Raw genomic sequence first — 19,450 nt, 5'->3', positions numbered from 1 at the left:
GCCTGCGGGTCATGCGGAAGGCGCGGGCGGTACGGGTCGTGAAGTACGGGTGGCGGGGCCGTGGTTCGTGAGCGTGAGCAGCGACAGCAGCAGTGCGCTCGCCGCCGCCGCGACCGGAACGCCGAACCCCGCTGTGGCCGATACCTGTTCCGCGGTCCAGCCGCCGGCCGCCGAACCGCAGGCTATGCCGCCGAGGAGGCCGGTCACCGCGAGGGTCATGCCCTCGTTCAGGCGGCCCTCGGGGGTGCGGCTCTGGACCAGGGTCATGTTCGTGATCATGGTGGGCGCGGTGGCCGTCCCCGCCACGAGCAGCGCACCCGCGAGGACGAGGAGCTAGCCGGTCAGCGCGGCGGCGAGCAGCGGCAGGGCCATCAGCGCCGTCATCGCGGCCAGACACCAGGGGTGGCGCCGCTCGGCGGGCCCGGACGGCCGCAGCGCCCCGTACAGCAGACCGGCCGCGAACGACCCGGCCGCCTGGAGGGCGAGCACGGCACCGGCAGCCGCCCGGTGCCCCCGCTCGTCGGCGAAGGCGATCGTGACGACCTCCATCGACCCGAACACGGCGCCCGTGGCCAGGCATACGGCGAGCAGCGGGCGCATCCCGGCGGCGCGCAGCGGAGACGTGCCGCGCGTGTGAAGCCCTTCGACGCGGGGGCGGACCGGCGGCTCGGTCGATCGCTGGGCGGTGAAGAGGAGCACGCCGGTCATCATCAGGACCGCCCCGACCAGCGTGCCCGCTTCCGGGAACAACGCCCCGCAGAGGAAGGTCGCGAGGGCCGGGCCGAGCATGAAGCAGAGCTCGTCGACGGCCTGTTCGAAGGAGTTGGCGGTGTGCAGGGCTTCCCCGTCGGCCCTGCCTCGCCCCTTGCCGTCGGCCGTGCCCTTCTCGTCGCCGTTCAGGAGATGGGCCCAGCGGGCGCGTGACATGCCGCCCGTGTTGGGGGTCGTGGCGGTGGCGGCGTAGGCGGCGAAGAGCGTCCAGTCGGGGGCGCCGTAGTGCGTGCAGAGCAGCAGGGCGAGGGAGCCGAGGGCGGCAAGTGCCGTGGCCGGTACGGCGATTCGGGCCTGGCCGTACCGGTCGACGAGCCGTGCGGTCCAGGGGGCGACGACCGCTGTCGCGGCGAGCCCGGTCGCGGTGACGGCGCCGGCGAGGGCGTACGAGCCGCGCGACCCGGCGATCATGATGACCGCGCTCACGCTGAACATGCCCATGGGGAGCCGGGCGATCAGGTTCCCGGCGGTGAAGGCGCGGGTGCCCGGGACGGCGAAGAGGCGGCGGTACGGGCCGGGCGGGCGCCGGTCGACGGTCGTACGGGTACGGCCGCGGGAGCCGAAGTCGGCGATGACCAGGGCGTCCTGGGTGACGGTGGAAAGTGGCTGGGAGGGCGGCCGGGGTGAAGGTTGCGGCATGCGCCCACCGTCGCCCGGAGTCGATCACGGGGTCCAACACCTGGTCCCGGGTCATTGACGCACTCTCGTTGTAAGTTCGCCGGATGCCCGCCCCGAAGCACCTCGACACCCGTCTCCTCCGCGTCTTCGTCGCCGTCGCGGAGGAGCTGCACTTCACCCGGGCCGCTGCCCGCCTCTACCTGGCCCAGCAGGCGTTGAGCCGTGACATCCGGCGCCTGGAACGGGAGTTGGGCGTCGATCTCTTCGTACGCTCGACCCGGCGGGTGGCGCTGTCGGCCGACGGTGAGCGGCTGCTGCCGTACGCCCGGCGGGTGTTGGCGGCCCAGGACGAGCTGTTCGCCGCGTTCGGGGAGGTCCGGCCGCTGCTGGTGGACCTGAACTCGCCGGGGCTCTCGACCGGGCGGCGGGTGCTGCACCTGGCGCGTGAACTCGCCCCGGAGTACGAGCTGATGGCCCGGTTCGAGAGTGGGCTCGCCTTCGCGGCGGCGGAGTTGCTGGCGGGTCGGCTCGACGCGTCGTTCGGACGGTTCGCGGGCCTGGATCCGGTGCTGCGTTCGCAGTTGGGCCAGCAGCTCGTGCGCTACGAGCCGATGGCGGTAGTCCTGCCCGAGGATCACCGGCTGGCCGCGCTGCCCGAGGTGCCGTTGGTGGCGCTGGCGGGGGAGGCCGTGTACGCCGGTGCGGGGAACCCCCGGACCCCGGAGTGGACCGACCTCGCGCGTCGGCTTTTCGCGGGGCGCGGTATCGAAATCGCGCCACCCGCGCCGCTCGCCGTGGGTGACGAGGAGTTCCAACGGATCATGGCGAAGACGCGGACCCCGGTCCTCGCCGTGGTGGATTTCCCGGCGCTGCCTCGGACGGTGGTGCGACCGCTGGTCGACCCCGTTCCGTTGTCCCCCGTGTCACTGGTGTGGCGGAGGGGTCTGGAGCACCCGGGATTTAACGCTCTGCGACGGGCGGCGGCCCGGCTCGCGGAGGAGGAGGGGTGGTTGCGGAAGCCTGTCGGCTACTGGATTCCGGCCACGGACAACAACATCATTTCGGTTCACAAGTGACACATGGCGAACACGGGACCTCCATGTGCGCTACATTCGAGGCCCGGATGCAGTGTGATAAATGGGGGCGCTCGGATCGGATGGGGGTCCGATTCGAACATCGATAGTACGAGAATCCCGGAATCGTACACGCGCCCGAAAGGTTCCCGTGGGGGGTTGTGCGTGCGTGTGAAAAAGTGGCGTGAAGGCGCCCAACCGGAACGGTCCGACGCCGAAGGCGCCACCGTATCCGGAACCCAGCAGCTACCCGGAGTTACCCCAGGCAGCACCGGTCCCGTGCCTCGACAGAGGCATGCCGGAACACCGGTGCGCCCCGGGCGATCCGGAGGCAGAGGCGCACACGCCCAACTGCGCTCGGGCGAAAACGGAACGTCCGTAACACCCGGAGCGACCGGATCAGCTGGAACGTTTCCCGGCCGCCCGTGGGAGAACGCTGCGGAGTTCGGCCACACCCACGATCCGCACGAGGTGACGGTCCAGCTCGACGGAGTGGGCCGTCAGTTCGAGGAACTCCTCGTACGGCAGGCCACGGAGGGCTCGGAGGCCGGCGCCGGTGACGGCCCCGTCTTCGTCGACGAGACCGGCCGCCGCAGCCGCCGTTACCGCCGGATCGGGATCGCCGTCGGCATCTCCTGCGCGGTGTACGCCGTCGTCATCGTCGCCACCCTTCTCTCCGGCAACTCGGACGCGCCCTGGCTGCCGGTACCGGGCCAGCAGGACGAGCAGCCAGCGGGCAAGGTCGACACCTCGCCGCTGCCCGCCGAGTCGGTGCAGCCGTCGGACTCGACCGGGGTCACGCCGGCCCCGGGGACGTCGGTGAGCGCGGGGGTCACTCCGTCGCAGGGGACCGCCGCCGTCACCCCGGGCGCCTCGCCCAGTGCCACGAAGGCGGCTCCGTCCCTCGCGCCCAGGGCCTCGGCCAGCGTCGGCAAGCCCGATCCGGGGACCACCACACCCGGCACGGACCCCGAGCCGTCCGTGCCGGTGTCCAGCACGCCGGAACCGAGCCCGTCGGAGAGCGTCGCTACCTCGCCCGACCCGTCGCCGTCGCCCTCCCCGGCCGCCGACGGCGGCACCGGCACGGTCGCGGGCGGTCCGAGCGACCCGACCCCGATCGCCGAGAGCCCGGTCGAGCCGAGTGGCCCCGACGCCACCGGCGACCCGGGCACCTCGACGGTGCCGCCCGGCTCGACGGCGTAGGAGTTCCCGATGTCACCTCGCGGCGCCGGCCTCAGGTCGGCCCGCTTCCCGGCCGCCCACGGCGGCACCGGCGCGGTCGTCGAAGGTCCGAGCGACCCCGACCTCGATCGCCGAGAGCCCGGCCCGACCGAGTGGCCCCGACGCCACCGGCGACCCGCTCGCCCGCCCGGCGGAGAATCCGCTGACCCTGCCGACCCTGTTCTGATCTCCTCGTCCCCGGAGAACAACCTCTGATGGCATCCCGCACCCGCCGCCACGGCGCCCGCAACGGCGCCGAGGGCGCCGCCCGGCGCCGACGGCTGCCCATGCGCCTGCTGCTTCCCTCGCTCATCCTGCTCGCCCTGATGGCGATGCTGATGCTGCGGGGGTACGTGCACAGCGAAATCCTCGCCGACCACCGCATCCAGCCCGAGGCCTCCACCGACCGGGTGCCGGAGAAGATCCTGGACGGCGGCCCGGTCATCGACACCAGAAGCGGCCGGACCACCAGCCTGAACGTGCCCGACCACCAGCTCGTCCTCACGTTCGACGACGGCCCGGACCCCAAGTGGACCCCCAAGGTGCTCGACGTCCTCAAGAAGCACCACGCGCACGCGGTCTTCTTCGTCACCGGCACCAATGCCTCGCGCTACCCGGAACTCGTACGACGCATGGTGGCCGAGGGCCACGAGGTGGGGCTGCACACCTTCAACCACCCCGACCTCTCCTTCCAGTCGAAGGCCCGGATCGACTGGGAGCTGTCCCAGAACCAGCTGGCGCTCGCCGGTGCGGCGGGCATCCGTACGTCGCTGTTCCGGCCGCCGTACTCCTCGTTCGCCGACGCCATGGACGACAAGTCGTGGCCGGTCACGGAGTACATCGGCAAGCGCGGCTACATCACCGTCGTCAACAACACGGACAGCGAGGACTGGCGCAAGCCGGGCGTCGAGGCGATCATCCGCGAGGCCACCCCCAAGGGCGGCAAGGGCGCGATCGTCCTCATGCACGACTCCGGCGGCGACCGCCACCAGACCGTCGAGGCCCTCGACCGCTTCCTGCCCGACATGAAGAAGCGGGGGTACGCGTTCCGGAACCTCACCGAGGCCCTCGACGCGCCCAGCGCGCACACACCGGTCGCCGGCGTCGAACTGGCGAAGGGCAAGGCGTGGACGTTCCTGGTCCAGGCCTCCGACAACATCACCGACGCTCTGGTCGTCGCTCTCGCGATCATCGGCGTCCTGGTGTTCACCCGGTTCGGCCTGATGCTGCTGCTCTCCGTCCTCCACGCCCGCCGCACCCGCCGCGCCGACTTCAGCTGGGGCCCGCCGATCACCGAACCGGTGTCGGTGCTCGTCCCGGCGTACAACGAGGCCAAGTGCATCGAGGCCACCGTGCGTTCACTGATGCGGAGCGAGCATCCCATCGAGGTGATCGTCATCGACGACGGGTCGAGCGACGGCACGGCGCGCATCGTCGAGGACCTGGGCCTGCCGAACGTACGCGTCGTGCGCCAGCTCAACGCGGGCAAGCCCGCCGCCCTCAACAGGGGTGTGGCGAACGCCCGTTACAACCTGATCGTGATGATGGACGGCGACACGGTGTTCGAGCCCGGCACCGTCCGCGAACTCGTCCAGCCCTTCGGCGACCCGCGCGTCGGCGCCGTCGCCGGCAACGCCAAGGTCGGCAACAAGGACTCGCTGATCGGCGCCTGGCAGCACATCGAGTACGTGATGGGCTTCAACCTGGACCGCCGTATGTACGACGTCCTGGGCTGCATGCCGACGATCCCCGGCGCGGTAGGCGCGTTCCGGCGCAGCGCCCTGAAGCGGGTCGGCGGGATGAGCGACGACACGCTCGCCGAGGACACCGACATCACGATGGCTCTGCACCGCGACGGCTGGCGGGTCGTGTACGCGGAGAACGCGCGCGCCTGGACCGAGGCCCCGGAGTCCGTCCAGCAGCTGTGGTCCCAGCGCTACCGCTGGTCGTACGGCACCATGCAGGCGATCTGGAAGCACCGCCGCTCGGTCGTCGAACGGGGCCCGTCGGGCCGCTTCGGCCGCGTGGGCCTGCCCTTCGTGTCCCTGTTCATGGTGGTGGCGCCACTCCTCGCACCCCTGATCGACGTGTTCCTGCTCTACGGGCTGGTGTTCGGCCCGACCGAGAAGACCGTCCTCGCCTGGCTGGGCGTCCTCGCCATCCAACTGATCTGCGCGGCCTACGCGTTCCGCCTCGACCGCGAAAAGATGACCCACCTGATCTCGCTGCCGCTGCAGCAGATCCTCTACCGCCAGCTCATGTACGTGGTCCTGCTCCAGTCCTGGATCACCGCGCTCACCGGCGGCCGGCTGCGCTGGCAGAAACTCCGGCGCACCGGCGTCGTCGGGGCGGCGCCCGACGCCGTACCGGCCGCCCGGACGAGCGGCAGCGCCGACAGGAGGCCCGTGGCATGACCGAACGACATACGGCGGCGACGACGCCGTACGACGAGATCAACGAGACCACCACACCCTCGTACGGAGTTCCGCAACAGCCGGCGTCCGAGGAAACGACCGCCGCCGAGCCCCGTTCGCCCCAGGCGACGAAGCTGGGCCGCGACCGCTATCTCGACCTGCTCCGCAGCATCGCCCTGGTCCGGGTCGTGGTGTACCACCTGTTCGGCTGGGCCTGGCTGACGGTCCTCTTCCCCTCCATGGGCGTGATGTTCGCGCTGGCGGGCTCCCTGATGGCCCGCTCCCTGAAACGCCCGGCACTCGGGGTGATCCGGGGCCGCATCCGGCGCCTGCTGCCCCCGCTGTGGGCGTTCAGCGCGGTGGCGCTGGCGCTGATGTTCCTCGGCGGCTGGAACCCGGCCAAGGATCCCGACCACGGCGGCACCTGGGGCCTGGTCGAACTGCTGAACTACCTCATCCCGATCGGCGCCCCGCCCTATCCGTGGAGCATCGGCTCCAAGTCCGGCCTCTTGGAGAACACCTGGGCGGTCCAGGCCGCGGGCCCCCTCTGGTATCTGCGGGCCTACCTGTGGTTCGTGATCGCCTCGCCGCTGCTGCTGTGGGCGTTCCGCCGGTTCCCGTGGCCGACGCTGCTCGCCCCGCTGGCCCTGACGGCGGTCGTCGGTACGGGAGTTGTCACCATCCCCGGTGAGACGGGCAACGCGGTGACCGACTTCGCGGTGTACGGCGGCTGCTGGGTGCTGGGCTTCGCCCACCACGAGGGCCTGCTGAAGAAGATCCCGCGCTATCTCGCCGTGTCCTGCGCGGTCCCGCTCATGGCCTTCGGCATCTGGTGGGCCTCGGGCCACAAGGGCCCTGACGGCTGGGACCTGAACGACATTCCGCTGGCCCAGGCGATGTGGTCGTTCGGGTTCGTGGTGATCCTGCTCCAGTACTCCCCGTCGTGGCAGGAGCTGCCGGGGCGCCTGGCCAAGTGGGACAGGCTGGTCACGCTCTCCAACAACCGAGCGGTCACGATCTACCTCTGGCACAACTTCCTGATCATGGCCACGGTCCCGCTGATCGACCGTCTGTACGACCTCCCGTTCATGACCGACGGGATGGTGTCCGCGCTGGACACGACCTACAACCTGTGGATGTTCGTCCTGGTCTGGCCCCTGATCGGCCTGACGATACTGGCACTGGGCTGGATCGAGGACGTAGCGGCGAAGCGGAGCCCACGGCTGTGGCCGGACGGGCACGGGGCGAAGCGCGGGGGCGGGCGACGGCGGGGCTGAGTGTGAGAGACGGGAGTGGGACGGCCCGGCACCTTGGTGGGTGCCGGGCCGTCCCGCGCGCGGCCGGTGGCCTGGGCCATCGAGCCCCAGCCCCTGGGCCTCGGCTCCCGGCGCCCAGCCCTTGGGCCTCAGCTCCCGGCTTCTGGCCCCGGGCCTCGGCTCTCGGCTCTGGGCCTCGGCTCCAGCTCCCGGTCCTCAGGCCCCCGGGCCTCAGGGGATCGCCGCTGGGCCAACCTGCCCGGCGGGCGATCGGGTCAGCGCAGGAGCAGCAGGACGGCCAGTGCGACGAGCAGGGAGTCGATCCGGTCGAGCAGTCCGCGGGACCCGGGCAGCCAGCGGCCGGCGTCCTTTGCCTGTGCCCCTCTTCCGCCGCCTTTCGCGCCGAGGCGGCCCGCGCGGAGGGGCCGTACTTCGGAGGGCAGGGGCTCACAGAGGTCGAGCTGCTGCTGGGACCGGCCCTCAGGGTCCATCGCCTGGAGCCGACGGCGCCGGACGCCGACAGCGGCACCATCGTGGAGGGGGTGGCCCACTACATCCTGCCGCGTGCGTACCCGACTGCTCTGGAGTGCCGGTTGCTGTGGTCGACCCTGGGTTTCGGCGAGGAACTGGAGAAGATCGCCGACGAGTTGGCGGACTCAGTCCTTCTGGAGTGAGATCGACGGACGAGCGGACCCTGGGCGGCGGAGTCCGACCACGCCGCCCATGCCGACCTTCTCCCAGGGGAACAGCGCCAGCGGAATCCAGCTGAAACCGACGACGACGACCGCGACCACATTGGTGATGCCTGCGGGCAAAATCCACCCCAGCAGGGACGCGACGACGGCCAGGACGAACACGTAGACGTCGAAGAGGACCAGCCCGAGAACCTTCTTGCCGGCCGCGCCCACCTCCATCCGGGGGGAGTCCCCGGTGCCGCGCACCATGGCGATCAGAATCAACGGCAGGTACAGCCCGGGAATGGCCCCGAGAACGATCCCTCCGGCCACCAGGGCACCCCGCCCGTCCTCGTGAACCAGCGACGACAGAGGCGAGGAGTCCCCCAGCCTCAGCATCAGGAACACACACGCGAACGCCCCGCCCATCGTCGTGGCGAAGACGAGGAGGAACGCGGCCGCGAAGAGCACGTTCCCGGTGAAGGTGCGCCGGGCGGGCTGCGCCTCAGGCCTGTCGGACCTCGGCTCGGCAGACATGGACCCTCCCGTTCCCTGTGTGGGGTCCGCTAGAGGATAGCGGGACCCCGCACCCCTCAAGAGGCACCGCCGTGCCCTGGCCGTTACCTCCGTCTGCGTAACCTCTCATCCCACCTCCTCGCGGGGTGAGAGCAAAGTTCCCTTCCGGTCACCCACAGCCACAGGGCGGAAACGCGCTCTGCCTACCTTCGGGACTCATCACCGCTCAGCACCCCAAAAAAGAACCACCCGAGCCCCGGACCACCGTGGAGGCGTCATGACAGCCCCTAGTTCAGCCCCCGCCCCCGGCAAGGGAGGCCGCTGGATCGAGCACTGGGATCCCGAGGACGAGGCCTTCTGGAACGCGACCGGCGAGAAGGTCGCCCGCCGCAACCTGTTCTTCTCCGTGCTCTCCGAGCACATCGGTTTCTCCATCTGGACGCTGTGGTCCGTGATGGTGCTGTTCATGGGACCGGAGTACGGGCTCACCCCGGCCGACAAGTTCTTCATCGTGTCGATGGCCACGGCCGTCGGCGCCGTCGTCCGCGTCCCCTACACCTTCGCGGTCGCCCTCTTCGGTGGCCGGAACTGGACCGTCGTCTCCGCGGCGCTCCTGCTCATCCCGACGATCGCGGCGTTCATCGTCATGGAGCCGGGGACGTCCTTCAACACGTTCCTCGCCTGCGCCATGCTCGCCGGCATCGGCGGCGGCAACTTCGCCTCCAGCATGACCAACATCAACGCCTTCTTCCCGCTCAGGAAGAAGGGCTGGGCCCTCGGGCTCAACGCCGGCGGCGGCAACATCGGTGTCCCGGTCGTGCAGCTCATCGGGCTCGCCGTCATCGGCGCGAGCGGCGGGCCGCGGGTGCTCCTCGGGATCTACATCCCGCTCATCCTCATCGCCGCCGTCCTCGCCGCGGTCAAGATGGACAACATCGCGCACCTGAAGAACGACACCGGCGCCGCCAAGGACGCCGTCAAGGACGCGCACACCTGGATCATGTCCTTCCTCTACATCGGGACGTTCGGGTCGTTCATCGGCTACAGCTTCGCCTTCGGCCTCGTCCTGCAGACCCAGTTCGGGCGTACGCCGCTGGAGTCCGCGTACGTCACCTTCATCGGCCCGCTGCTCGGCTCGCTGATCCGGCCCGTGGGCGGCGCGCTCGCCGACCGCTTCGGCGGGGCGAAGATCACGCTGTACAACTACGTCGGCATGGCCGGCGCCACCGGTTTCATCGTCGTCGCGTCCATGCAGAAGTCGCTGCCCCTGTTCACCACGGCCTTCATCGTCCTGTTCGTCCTCTCCGGCCTCGGCAACGGCTCGACCTTCAAGATGATCCCCGGCATCTTCCAGGCCAAGGCCCTCGCCAAGGGACTGGAGGGTGAGGAGGCTGCGGCCTACGGCCGTCGCCTGTCCGGCGCCTCCATGGGGCTCATCGGCGCGGTCGGCGCGCTCGGCGGCCTCGGGATCAACCTCTCCCTCCGCCAGTCGTTCCTGAGCGTCGGCTCCGGCACCGGTGCCTTCGTCGCCTTCCTCGCCTTCTACGGGGTCTGCTTCCTGGTCACCTGGGCCGTATACCTTCGCCGCCCGTCGGGTGCACAGGCCACCGAAACCACAGCTTCCGAAGCGAAGCCGCAGCTCAGCTACGCCGAGGTGTGACCTTCGCCCGAAGGGGCTTAAGTAACACCAGCGACATGAAGTCGAACCGAGCCTGTCACGCGCTGTTGACAGGCTCGTTCGGCACGCTTGTGCAGATGTGACCCGACTGCGGGACGAGAGCCATGTACGACGAACAGCAGCGACCGGAACAGGGCCTGCCGGACCACGGCCCCCTCGCGGGGTTCACCGTGGGTGTCACGGCCGCGCGTCGGGCCGACGAACTCGGGACACTCCTCCAGCGGCGGGGCGCCGCCGTCGTACACGCGCCCGCCCTGCGGATCGTGCAGCTCGCCGACGACAGTGAGCTGCTCGCGGCCACCAAGCAGCTGATCGGCCAGGCGCCGGACATCGTCATCGCCACCACCGCCATCGGCTTCCGGGGCTGGATCGAGGCCGCCGACGGCTGGGGGCTCGGGGAGGATCTGCTCGCCTGTCTCGGCGGCGTGGAACTGCTGGCGCGCGGGCCCAAGGTCAAGGGGTCCGTCCGGGCCGTCGGGCTCAGGGAGGAGTGGTCGCCGGCCTCCGAGTCCATGGCCGAGGTGCTCGACCGGCTTCTGGAGGAGGGCGTCGAAGGGCGCCGTATCGCCATCCAGCTGCACGGCGAGCCCCTGCCCGGCTTCGTCGAGTCGCTGCGTGCGGCGGGCGCCGAGGTCGTCGGCGTGCCCGTCTACCGATGGATGCCACCGGAGGACATCGGCCCCGTCGACCGGCTCCTCGACTCCACCGTCTCGCGCGGCCTGGACGCGCTCACCTTCACCAGCGCCCCCGCCGCCGCGTCCCTTCTCTCCCGCGCGGAGGAACGGGGCCTGCTCCCCGAACTCCTCGCCGCCCTCCACCACGACGTCCTGCCCGCCTGCGTCGGCCCGGTCACCGCGCTGCCGCTCCAGGCCCACGGCGTAGACACGGTGTTCCCCGAACGCTTCCGGCTCGGCCCCCTCGTACAGCTCCTCTGCCAGGAACTCCCGGCCCGCGCACGGGCGTTGCCCATCGCCGGGCACCGCGTCGAGATCCGCGGGCAAGCCGTCATCGTCGACGGTGCCCTGCGGCCCGTACCGCCCGCCGGGATGTCCCTGATGCGGGCGCTGTCCCGGCGGCCGGGGTGGGTCGTCGCCCGCGCCGAACTGCTGCGCGCGCTGCCCGGAGCCGGCCGCGACGAGCACGCCGTGGAGACGGCGATGGCCCGCCTGCGCACCGCCCTCGGCGCGCCCAAACTGATCCATACGGTCGTCAAACGCGGCTACCGGCTCGCGCTGGACCCGGCGGCCGACGCCAAGTACTCCGACGTGTAGCCCTCCCGGGCCGGCCGGACCGGCGCGGTCGTCGCAGGGGCGTCGGCGTCCGCCGGGCGGCCTCGGAGGAGTCGCGCCCCGACAGGGGCGCGGGGAACCGCGCGCCCAGCCCCCACCGGCCCGTGGGCGGACGAGCCGCGTACCCGGCCGGGTGGTGTCCCCACCGGCCCGCAGGGTGAGCGAACAGCCCATCCCACGGAGCGAGCCGCCCTCATCGCCCTGCGGTTGGACGAGCCGCGTACCCGGCCGGGTGGTGTCCCCACCGGCCCGCAGGGTGAGCGAACAGCCCATCCCACGGAGCGAGCCGCCCTCATCGCCCTGCGGTTGGACGAGCCGCGTACCCGGCCGGGCGGGCGCCTCCACCGGCCCGCGGGTGAGCGAACCGCCCACCCCGCAGAGCGAGCCGCCCCCACCGGCCCACGCCGAACGAACCGCGTATCCCGTGGAGCGACCCGTACAAGGGGTTCCGGCCGCGACAGCGGGCAGGCACTGTAGAGGGAACGGTTCCCCTGACCCCCTCACACCCCCTCACTGGCATCCCACCGACATCCCGGCTGCCCCGTACGGTGGCGACCCCTAGGCGGTGACAGGCACATGGCATCGGAGACGACCGTGGCCACAGTCTCGTACGAGCTGCGTTTCGACGCCGGGCGGATCAGCCTGGATCTGCTGGCGACCGCCCACCCCGAGGAACGGCTCGGCGCCGTCGAGCCGCTCCGCGCCTGGATCGCCGCGTCCGGACTCGTCCCGGCGGGCACGCCCCTGCACCACGCGGACGCCTCCTGGGTCGCACACTTCCGTGAACTGCGGGACCTGACCGGCCGGTTGACCGGTCAGTTGGTGCACAGCCCCCCGGCCGCCGACCTCCGCCACCTCGACCAGGCCCTCACCCGCCTCAACGAGCTCGCCCGCCCGGCGCCCCCGGCCCCCCGTGCGGTCCGCGCCGAGGACGGCACGCTCGTACGGGAGCTGCACGGGCCGCCCGACTGCGCGGCCCTGCTCGGCGCGGTCGCCCGGGACGCCGTGGAGCTGCTCACCGACCCCGTGGCACGCGCGTGCCTGCGCCAGTGCGAGGGCGACAGCTGCTCGATCGTCTACCTCGACACCTCCCGGGGCAGACGGCGCAGATGGTGCTCCAGTGAGATCTGCGGCAATCGGGAACGGGTCGCGAGACACCGGCGGCGGGCCGCCCTGGCACGCGCGTAGATCGTTTCCAGCACGCACCCAGACCCTCCGCGTATCACCCATAGCGGGCCTTTCTGGCGGAATCGGTCCTGTCAACTCCCCGGGGTCGCAGTGACCTTGGTTACACGTGTGTTTCCAGTCGGCGCGCCGCGGGCATCGCCCCGAACTTGCCAATGTGGCGAAAACGTAAAGCACTTGCGGCAGAAATGTGCTCTCTTGTCCCTCACGTCGGGGCCGGGCAAAGAAAGTTGTGGTCACACGTTGAACATCCCGCATGTCACTTCCGTACCTGGGGGGGAGCGACCGACCGGGGGAACCCGGGACAGCGGAGGTGGGCGTGCGCAAGTATTCCGTCGTGGCCAATGAACAAGCACCGAGGGCCCGACATCGCATGTCCCAGCCCTCGGAGCCCGACGAGGACCTGATGCGTGCGCTGTACCGAGAGCACGCAGGGCCCCTCCTGGCATATGTCCTCAGGCTGGTCGCCGGTGACCGGCAACGAGCCGAGGACGTCGTGCAGGAGACGCTAATCCGTGCCTGGAAGAACGCCGGTCAGCTCAATCGGGCAACCGGTTCGGTACGCCCCTGGCTGGTGACGGTCGCCCGGCGCATCGTCATCGACGGGCATCGCAGCCGGCAGGCCCGGCCGCAGGAGGTGGACCCGTCGCCGCTGGAGGTGATCCCCGCGGAGGACGAGATCGACAAGGCGCTGTGGCTGATGACGTTGTCGGACGCGCTCGACGACCTGACCCCCGCCCACCGGGAGGTTCTGGTCGAGACCTATTTCAAGGGACGTACCGTGAACGAGGCCGCCGAAACGCTGGGCATACCCAGCGGAACGGTGCGCTCACGGGTCTTCTACGCCCTGCGTTCGATGAAGCTCGCACTTGAGGAGCGGGGGGTGACGGCATGAGCATTTACGGGGGGTTCGGAGCGGGTAGTCCTGGTTCCATGCGAGGAATGCAGGGTTCCCAAGGCCCGAACGAACACGAGACCGTAGGCGCCTACGCCCTCGGCATCCTCGACGACGCGGAGGCCACGGCCTTCGAGGCACACCTCGCCGGCTGCGAGTGGTGCGCCCAGCAGCTCGACGAGCTGGCCGGGATGGAACCGATGCTGGCCGCACTCGCGGACCTGCCCGGTGCCCAGGGATCTCCCGCCATCGGCGAGTCGCTGTCCGCCCGCCCGAGCTCACAGCTCGCGACGCGGCTGGTCGACGAGGTCGCGGAACGGCGTGCGAGCAAGCGTCGGCGCAGCTTCTACATGGTGGCCGCCGCGGCAGCCCTCATCATCGGCGGCCCGACCGCGGTGTTCGCGACGACCGGCGGCGACACCACCAGCGTGGCCGCTCCGTCGCCGACGGTGACGCCGAAGAGCACCGGCTCCGCCAAGGAGGCCTTCGGTCTCATGAGCGACCGGGTCTCCGCCACCGACCCCAACACCAAGGTCACCGCGACCGTGGCGATGGAGTCGAAGGCCTGGGGAGTCAGTGCGGTCCTGGAGCTGGGAGGCGTCAAGGGTCCGCTGAAGTGCTCCCTGATCGCCGTCGGCAAGGACGGCTCGCGCGAGACCATGTCCAACTGGTCCGTCCCGACGGCGGGCTACGGCATCAAGGACGCCACGACCGAAGCGGCCCGCAACCCGCTCTTCATCCACGGTGGAACGGCCTTCAGCACCGACGAGATCGACCACTACGAGGTTGTCGACTCCACCGGCAAGAAGCTCGTCGAGGTCGACGCCTGACCTTCCGCAGCCGTTCCACGGCTGATCCACAACCGCTCCACAACGGTTCCACCACCGCTCCGAGACCGCCCCAGGACACCTCGTACGAAGACTCGTACGGTGTCCTGGGGCGGACTCGTAGCATCAGGGCCTCTTTTTCGCGTACGGTTGACGGCTGCCCAGCACGTCAGAAGGGGGCCCGGTGGCCGCTCAGGCTCAGCAGGAAACGGCGCTCGTATCGGTCGAGGACTCCTCAGTACAGGACTCCGTCCGCGACCGCGAGATCAGCGTCGAACAAGAACACCTGGACCGGGTGTACCAGCGTCTTGAGGAGAAGATCGACGAGGCCGAGTTCCTCATGCACGACGCGGCCAAACGGGGCCAGGTCGGCACCCCCGGCGCGCTCGCCGAACGGGACGCCCAGGTGTTCCGCGCCGGCATCCACCTCAACAGGCTGAACAACGAGTTCGAGGACTTCCTCTTCGGCCGTATCGACCTGCTGCGGGGGATGGACGGTCAGAAGGGCCCTGACGGCGCCTACACGGCCGTGGAGGCCGCGGAGGGGGCCGTGAGCCCCGAGGGCACCGCCGACATCGCGGAGACCCTCCACATCGGCCGTATCGGCGTCCTCGACGAGGACTACTCGCCCCTCGTCATCGACTGGCGCGCACCCGCGGCCGCGCCCTTCTACCGCTCGACCCCGGTCGACCCCGGCCGAGTGGTGCGCCGCCGCGTCATCCGGTCCAAGGGTCGGCGGGTCCTCGGCGTCGAGGACGACCTGATGCGCCCCGAGCTGAAGGCGTCCCTGGACGGCCAGGAGCTCGCGGTGATCGGCGACGGCGCCCTGATGGCGGCCCTCGGCCAGGCCCGCAGCCACACCATGCGGGACATCGTGTCGTCCATCCAGGCCGAACAGGACCTGGTGATCCGGGCCCCCGCAGCCTCGGTGACGTACGTCGAGGGCGGCCCGGGCACCGGCAAGACGGCCGTCGCCCTGCACCGCGCCGCCTACCTGCTCTACCAGGACCGGCGCCGGTACGCGGGAGGCATCCTGATCGTCTCCCCGACGCCACTCCTCGTGGCGTACACGGAGGGCGTCCTGCCCTCCCTCGGCGAGGAGGGCCAGGTCGCCATCCGCGCCATCGGCTCCCTCGTCGACGGCGCCGAGGCCACCCTGTACGACTCCCCGGCCGTGGCCCGCGCCAAGGGCTCGTACCGCATGCTCGCGGTGCTGCGGAAGGCCGCGCGAGGCGCCCTGGAGCAGGACGACTCGCCGACGGTGACGAGCCGGCTGAGGGTCGTCGCCTTCGGCCGCCGTATCGAACTGGAGGCCCCCGAACTGGCCCGAATCCGCGAGTCGGCGCTCAGCGGCACGGCCCCCGTCAACCTGATGCGCCCCCGCGCCCGCAGGCTCCTCCTGGACGCCCTGTGGGCCCGATCGGGCGCCCAGAGCCGCCACACGGACCGGGAACTGGCCGCGGAACTGCGTTCCTCCTTCGACGAGGACGTCACGTCCGAGGACGACTTCATCGCGTTCCTGGACGCCTGGTGGCCCGAACTGACCCCCGTGTCGGTCCTCGCCGCCATGTCCGACGAACGCCGTCTGGGCCGCTGGGCCCGCCGCATCCTCAACCCGGGTGAGGTCCGCCGGGTCGCCCGCGCCCTCAAGCGCGACGGCCTCTCGGTCCACGACGTGGCCATGCTGGACGAGCTGGGCGCGATCCTCGGCGCCCCGGCCCGCCCCCGCAAGAGGCGCGAGGCGGACCCCATGGACCAGCTCAGCGGCCTCGAGGAGCTGATGCCGGTACGGGAGGAGACACAGCGCGAACGGGCCGAGCGGCTCGCCGAGGAACGCACCGAGTACGCCCACGTCATCGTCGACGAGGCCCAGGACCTCACCCCGATGCAGTGGCGCATGGTCGGCCGCCGCGGCCGGCACGCCACCTGGACGGTCGTCGGCGACCCGGCCCAGTCCTCCTGGTCCGACCCCGACGAGGCGGCGCAGGCCCGGGACGAGGCCCTGGGCAGCCGCCCGCGCCGCCGCTTCACCCTCACCGTCAACTACCGCAACCCGGCCGAGATCGCCGAACTGGCCGCCAAGGTCCTGGCCCTCGCGATGCCGGGCTCGGAGTCCCCGAGGGCGGTCCGCTCGACCGGCGTGGAGCCACGCTTCGTCGCCGTACGGGGTTCACTCGCCCAGTCGGTCCGGGACGAGGCCGCCCGTCTCCTCGACCTCGTCGACGGCACTGTCGGCGTCGTCGTGGCCATGAACCGCCGCGACGAGGCGGCCCGCTGGCTGGCAGGCCTGGGCGACCGCGTGGTGGCCCTGGGCAGCCTGGAGGCCAAGGGCCTGGAGTACGACGCCACAGTGGTCGTCTCCCCGGCGGAGATCGCCGACGAGAGCCCCGCCGGCCTGCGGGTTCTGTACGTCGCCCTGACCCGCGCCACCCAGCAGCTCACGGTCGTCTCGGCGGACCGCGACGAGCCCGATGCGCAAGGGGTGCCCGACCTTCTCCGAGACTGAGGCAAAGACAGTGGCCGTTGGGAATTGCCTTACGGGGATCGTTTGTTACCGTTGACGTGGCACCGGCTCGATCCAAGCCCCCGGGCCCAACCTTCGTCGCTACGAGCGACCACTTGCCGCGAGGCGAGCATGGCGGGTCGGTGCCACTGAACGTCGTAGTGCGGGAGAGGCCCACGTCAGCAGTGACGTGGGCCTCTTCTTGTCGTGCCCTGTCCTGCCCTTTGGCTCGAAGAACTTATTGAGAACAAAACGTTCGCAATCGAGGCCCCGCTACCAGCTACTCCACGGTAGGTGCGACGATCGGACGGCAAACCAAGCATCAGGGTGAAAGCAGAAGGAAGTCGGCCATGGCAACGGCGCCCAGCGTCTCCTACTCGATCACGGTCCGGTTGGAGGTGCCCGCGAGCGGAACCGCGGTGTCCCAGATCACCACCGCCGTGGAGTCCTCCGGAGGCTCGGTGACCGGCCTCGACGTCACCGCCTCCGGCCACGAACTGCTCCGGATCGACGTCACCATCGCGGCGACCTCGACCGCGCACGCCGACGAGATCGTCCAGCAGCTCCGCGGCATCGAGGGCGTCAACCTCGGCAAGGTCTCGGACCGTACGTTCCTCATGCACCTCGGCGGCAAGATCGAGATGGCGTCCAAGCACCCCATCCGCAACCGTGACGACCTCTCGATGATCTACACCCCGGGCGTGGCCCGTGTGTGCATGGCGATCGCCGAGAACCCCGAGGACGCCCGCCGCCTCACCATCAAGCGCAACACCGTCGCGGTCGTGACGGACGGCTCGGCGGTCCTGGGCCTGGGCAACATCGGCCCGATGGCCGCCATGCCGGTCATGGAGGGCAAGGCGGCCCTCTTCAAGCGCTTCGCCGACATCGACGCCTGGCCGCTGTGCCTGGACACCCAGGACACCGACGAGATCGTCATGATCGTCAAGGCGATCGCCCCGGGCTTCGCCGGCATCAACCTCGAGGACATCTCGGCCCCGCGCTGCTTCGAGATCGAGGCCCGCCTCCGCGAGGCCCTGGACATCCCCGTCTTCCACGACGACCAGCACGGCACCGCGATCGTCGTCCTGGCCGCCCTCACCAACGCCCTGCGCGTCACGGGCAAGGCGATCGGTGACGTCCGGGTCGTCATGTCGGGCGCCGGCGCGGCCGGTACGGCCATCCTCAAGCTGCTCATCGCGGCCGGCGTCAAGACCGCTGTCGTCGCCGACATCCAGGGCGTCGTCCACGCGGACCGCGCGGACCTGGTCAACGCGGCCCCGGACTCCCCGCTGCGCTGGATCGCCGACAACACCAACCTGGAGGGCCTCACCGGCACCCTCAAGGAGGCCGTGCGCGGCGCCGACGTCTTCATCGGCGTCTCGGCCCCGAACGTCATCGACGGCGACGACGTGGCCGCGATGGCGGAGGGCGCGATCGTGTTCGCGCTCGCGAATCCTGACCCCGAGATCGACCCGGCGATCGCCCGCCAGACGGCCGCGGTCGTGGCCACCGGCCGCTCGGACTTCCCGAACCAGATCAACAACGTGCTGGTCTTCCCGGGTGTCTTCCGCGGTCTCCTGGACGCGCAGTCCCGCACGGTCAACACCGAGATGATGCTCGCGGCGGCGACCGCACTCGCGAACGTCGTCACCGAGGACGAGCTGAACCCGAACTACATCGTGCCCAGCGTCTTCAACGACAAGGTCGCGGGCGCGGTGGCGGGTGCGGTGCGGGACGCCGCGAAGGCGGCGGCCGAGTAGTTCCCGGTTCCCGGTGCCGTATATGTGACGGTTACCACGGGCCTTCCTACCGGCGCGTCGGGGGCGTCCTGCCCCCGGGCGCCTCTAGGGTGGCGGCCAGGTTCAGCCTGTCGGCCCCGGCCGCTGACGCTTTCCGTCCGACTCCCAAGGGTGTTCGTGTGACTCCCAGGGGTGCCGGATTGGCTTTCCCGCCGCAGGTGGGGGCAGGATGCGTCTTCGGGCGTGAGGGTCCGACGGCGGACCCGGGACCGGGGACCCACCGAGGTCCCTGGCAGCATCGGCTTCGCTGTGCCCCCCATGCGGATCCGCCGCGGGGCACGCCTCAACAAGCAAGAAGAACACGGGAGTAACAACATGAACCGCAGTGAGCTGGTGGCCGCGCTGGCCGACCGCGCCGAGGTCACCCGCAAGGACGCCGACGCCGTTCTGGCCGCGTTCGCCGAGACCGTCGGTGAGATCGTCGCCAAGGGCGACGAGAAGGTCACCATCCCCGGCTTCCTGACCTTCGAGCGCACCCACCGTGCCGCTCGCACCGCGCGCAACCCGCAGACCGGCGACCCGATCGACATCCCCGCCGGTTACAGCGTCAAGGTTTCCGCGGGCTCCAAGCTGAAGGAAGCGGCGAAGGGTAAGTAAGGGCGCCTGCTCGCCGTTGCGGCTTGGCACCGTGGGCGACTGCGGGGCCGCTGTAGCTGGTCGCGCCCACGCGGCGCAGCCGCATAGTCGGACACGCCCCGCGCCCCTTTAGGGCGCTGCAGTTGACGCCGATG

The 19,450-nt window shown here is 70.7% G+C and carries 14 protein-coding genes and 2 pseudogenes; 13 read left to right on the top strand and 3 right to left on the bottom strand.

What is annotated here, in order from left to right:
* Positions 1 to 9 precede the first annotated feature (9 nt).
* A pseudogene (locus G3I71_RS28800) lies at positions 10 to 1,410 on the bottom strand (MFS transporter).
* A gap of 83 nt (positions 1,411 to 1,493) precedes the next feature.
* On the opposite strand from G3I71_RS28800, the gene G3I71_RS28795 reads away from it, so the two are divergent.
* The 4 genes from G3I71_RS28795 to G3I71_RS28780 all read left to right on the top strand — a co-directional run bounded on the left by G3I71_RS28795 (position 1,494) and on the right by G3I71_RS28780 (position 7,374).
* Positions 1,494 to 2,465, top strand: a complete 972-nt coding sequence (locus tag G3I71_RS28795; RefSeq protein WP_164318907.1) for a LysR family transcriptional regulator — start codon at positions 1,494 to 1,496, stop codon at positions 2,463 to 2,465.
* Positions 2,466 to 2,933: 468 nt separating this feature from the next.
* Entirely contained in the window at positions 2,934 to 3,665 is a 732-nt protein-coding gene (locus G3I71_RS28790) for a hypothetical protein (RefSeq protein ID WP_164318905.1), read from the top strand.
* 233 nt (positions 3,666 to 3,898) lie between these two features.
* Positions 3,899 to 6,097, top strand: coding sequence for a glycosyltransferase (locus tag G3I71_RS28785; RefSeq protein WP_164318902.1), 2,199 nt, complete (start codon positions 3,899 to 3,901; stop codon positions 6,095 to 6,097).
* Positions 6,094 to 7,374 (top strand): acyltransferase, encoded by a 1,281-nt coding sequence (locus G3I71_RS28780; RefSeq protein WP_164318900.1) that lies wholly within the window; start codon positions 6,094 to 6,096, stop codon positions 7,372 to 7,374. Before G3I71_RS28785 ends, G3I71_RS28780 begins: the two co-directional genes overlap by 4 nt.
* 254 nt (positions 7,375 to 7,628) lie before the next feature.
* Here G3I71_RS28780 and G3I71_RS28775 read toward each other — a convergent pair.
* Positions 7,629 to 7,739: pseudogene (locus tag G3I71_RS28775) on the bottom strand (phosphatidate cytidylyltransferase); the annotation flags it as partial.
* 156 nt (positions 7,740 to 7,895) lie between these two features.
* Between G3I71_RS28775 and G3I71_RS52350 the strand changes: the two are divergent.
* Entirely contained in the window at positions 7,896 to 8,027 is a 132-nt protein-coding gene (locus G3I71_RS52350; protein WP_275409283.1) for a hypothetical protein, read from the top strand.
* On the opposite strand, the gene G3I71_RS28770 is transcribed toward G3I71_RS52350, so the two are convergent.
* Positions 8,010 to 8,564, bottom strand: coding sequence for a hypothetical protein (locus tag G3I71_RS28770; RefSeq protein ID WP_164318897.1), 555 nt, complete (start codon positions 8,562 to 8,564; stop codon positions 8,010 to 8,012). The genes G3I71_RS52350 and G3I71_RS28770 overlap by 18 nt on opposite strands.
* A gap of 256 nt (positions 8,565 to 8,820) precedes the next feature.
* Between G3I71_RS28770 and G3I71_RS28765 the strand changes: the two genes are divergently transcribed.
* The 8 genes from G3I71_RS28765 (at position 8,821) to G3I71_RS28730 (ending at position 19,316) form a co-directional block, all read left to right on the top strand.
* Positions 8,821 to 10,203 carry a NarK/NasA family nitrate transporter gene (locus G3I71_RS28765; protein WP_164318894.1) on the top strand — a complete coding sequence of 461 codons (1,383 nt, stop codon included), beginning with the start codon at positions 8,821 to 8,823 and terminating at the stop codon, positions 10,201 to 10,203.
* A gap of 122 nt (positions 10,204 to 10,325) precedes the next feature.
* On the top strand, positions 10,326 to 11,492 hold the full coding sequence (locus tag G3I71_RS28760) for a uroporphyrinogen-III synthase (RefSeq protein WP_164318893.1): 1,167 nt from the start codon (positions 10,326 to 10,328) through the stop codon (positions 11,490 to 11,492).
* 594 nt (positions 11,493 to 12,086) lie between these two features.
* On the top strand, positions 12,087 to 12,698 hold the full coding sequence (locus tag G3I71_RS28755) for an ABATE domain-containing protein (RefSeq protein ID WP_164318891.1): 612 nt from the start codon (positions 12,087 to 12,089) through the stop codon (positions 12,696 to 12,698).
* 370 nt (positions 12,699 to 13,068) lie between these two features.
* A complete protein-coding gene (locus G3I71_RS28750) occupies positions 13,069 to 13,590 on the top strand; it encodes a sigma-70 family RNA polymerase sigma factor (RefSeq protein ID WP_044471680.1) in 522 nt (173 codons plus the stop codon).
* A gap of 38 nt (positions 13,591 to 13,628) precedes the next feature.
* Positions 13,629 to 14,420 (top strand): anti-sigma factor, encoded by a 792-nt coding sequence (locus G3I71_RS28745; RefSeq protein WP_275409282.1) that lies wholly within the window; start codon positions 13,629 to 13,631, stop codon positions 14,418 to 14,420.
* Positions 14,421 to 14,601: 181 nt separating this feature from the next.
* Positions 14,602 to 16,923 carry a UvrD-helicase domain-containing protein gene (locus G3I71_RS28740; RefSeq protein ID WP_164318885.1) on the top strand — a complete coding sequence of 774 codons (2,322 nt, stop codon included), beginning with the start codon at positions 14,602 to 14,604 and terminating at the stop codon, positions 16,921 to 16,923.
* 347 nt (positions 16,924 to 17,270) lie between these two features.
* Entirely contained in the window at positions 17,271 to 18,680 is a 1,410-nt protein-coding gene (locus G3I71_RS28735; protein ID WP_164318883.1) for an NAD-dependent malic enzyme, read from the top strand.
* 354 nt (positions 18,681 to 19,034) lie between these two features.
* Entirely contained in the window at positions 19,035 to 19,316 is a 282-nt protein-coding gene (locus G3I71_RS28730) for an HU family DNA-binding protein (RefSeq protein WP_006374476.1), read from the top strand.
* Positions 19,317 to 19,450: the final 134 nt, after the last annotated feature.

Source organism: Streptomyces sp. SID12501, assembly GCF_010550245.1.
Classification (GTDB): domain Bacteria; phylum Actinomycetota; class Actinomycetes; order Streptomycetales; family Streptomycetaceae; genus Streptomyces.
Note: the sequence above shows the minus strand (reverse complement) of the source record. Positions and strands in the feature narration are given on the sequence as shown.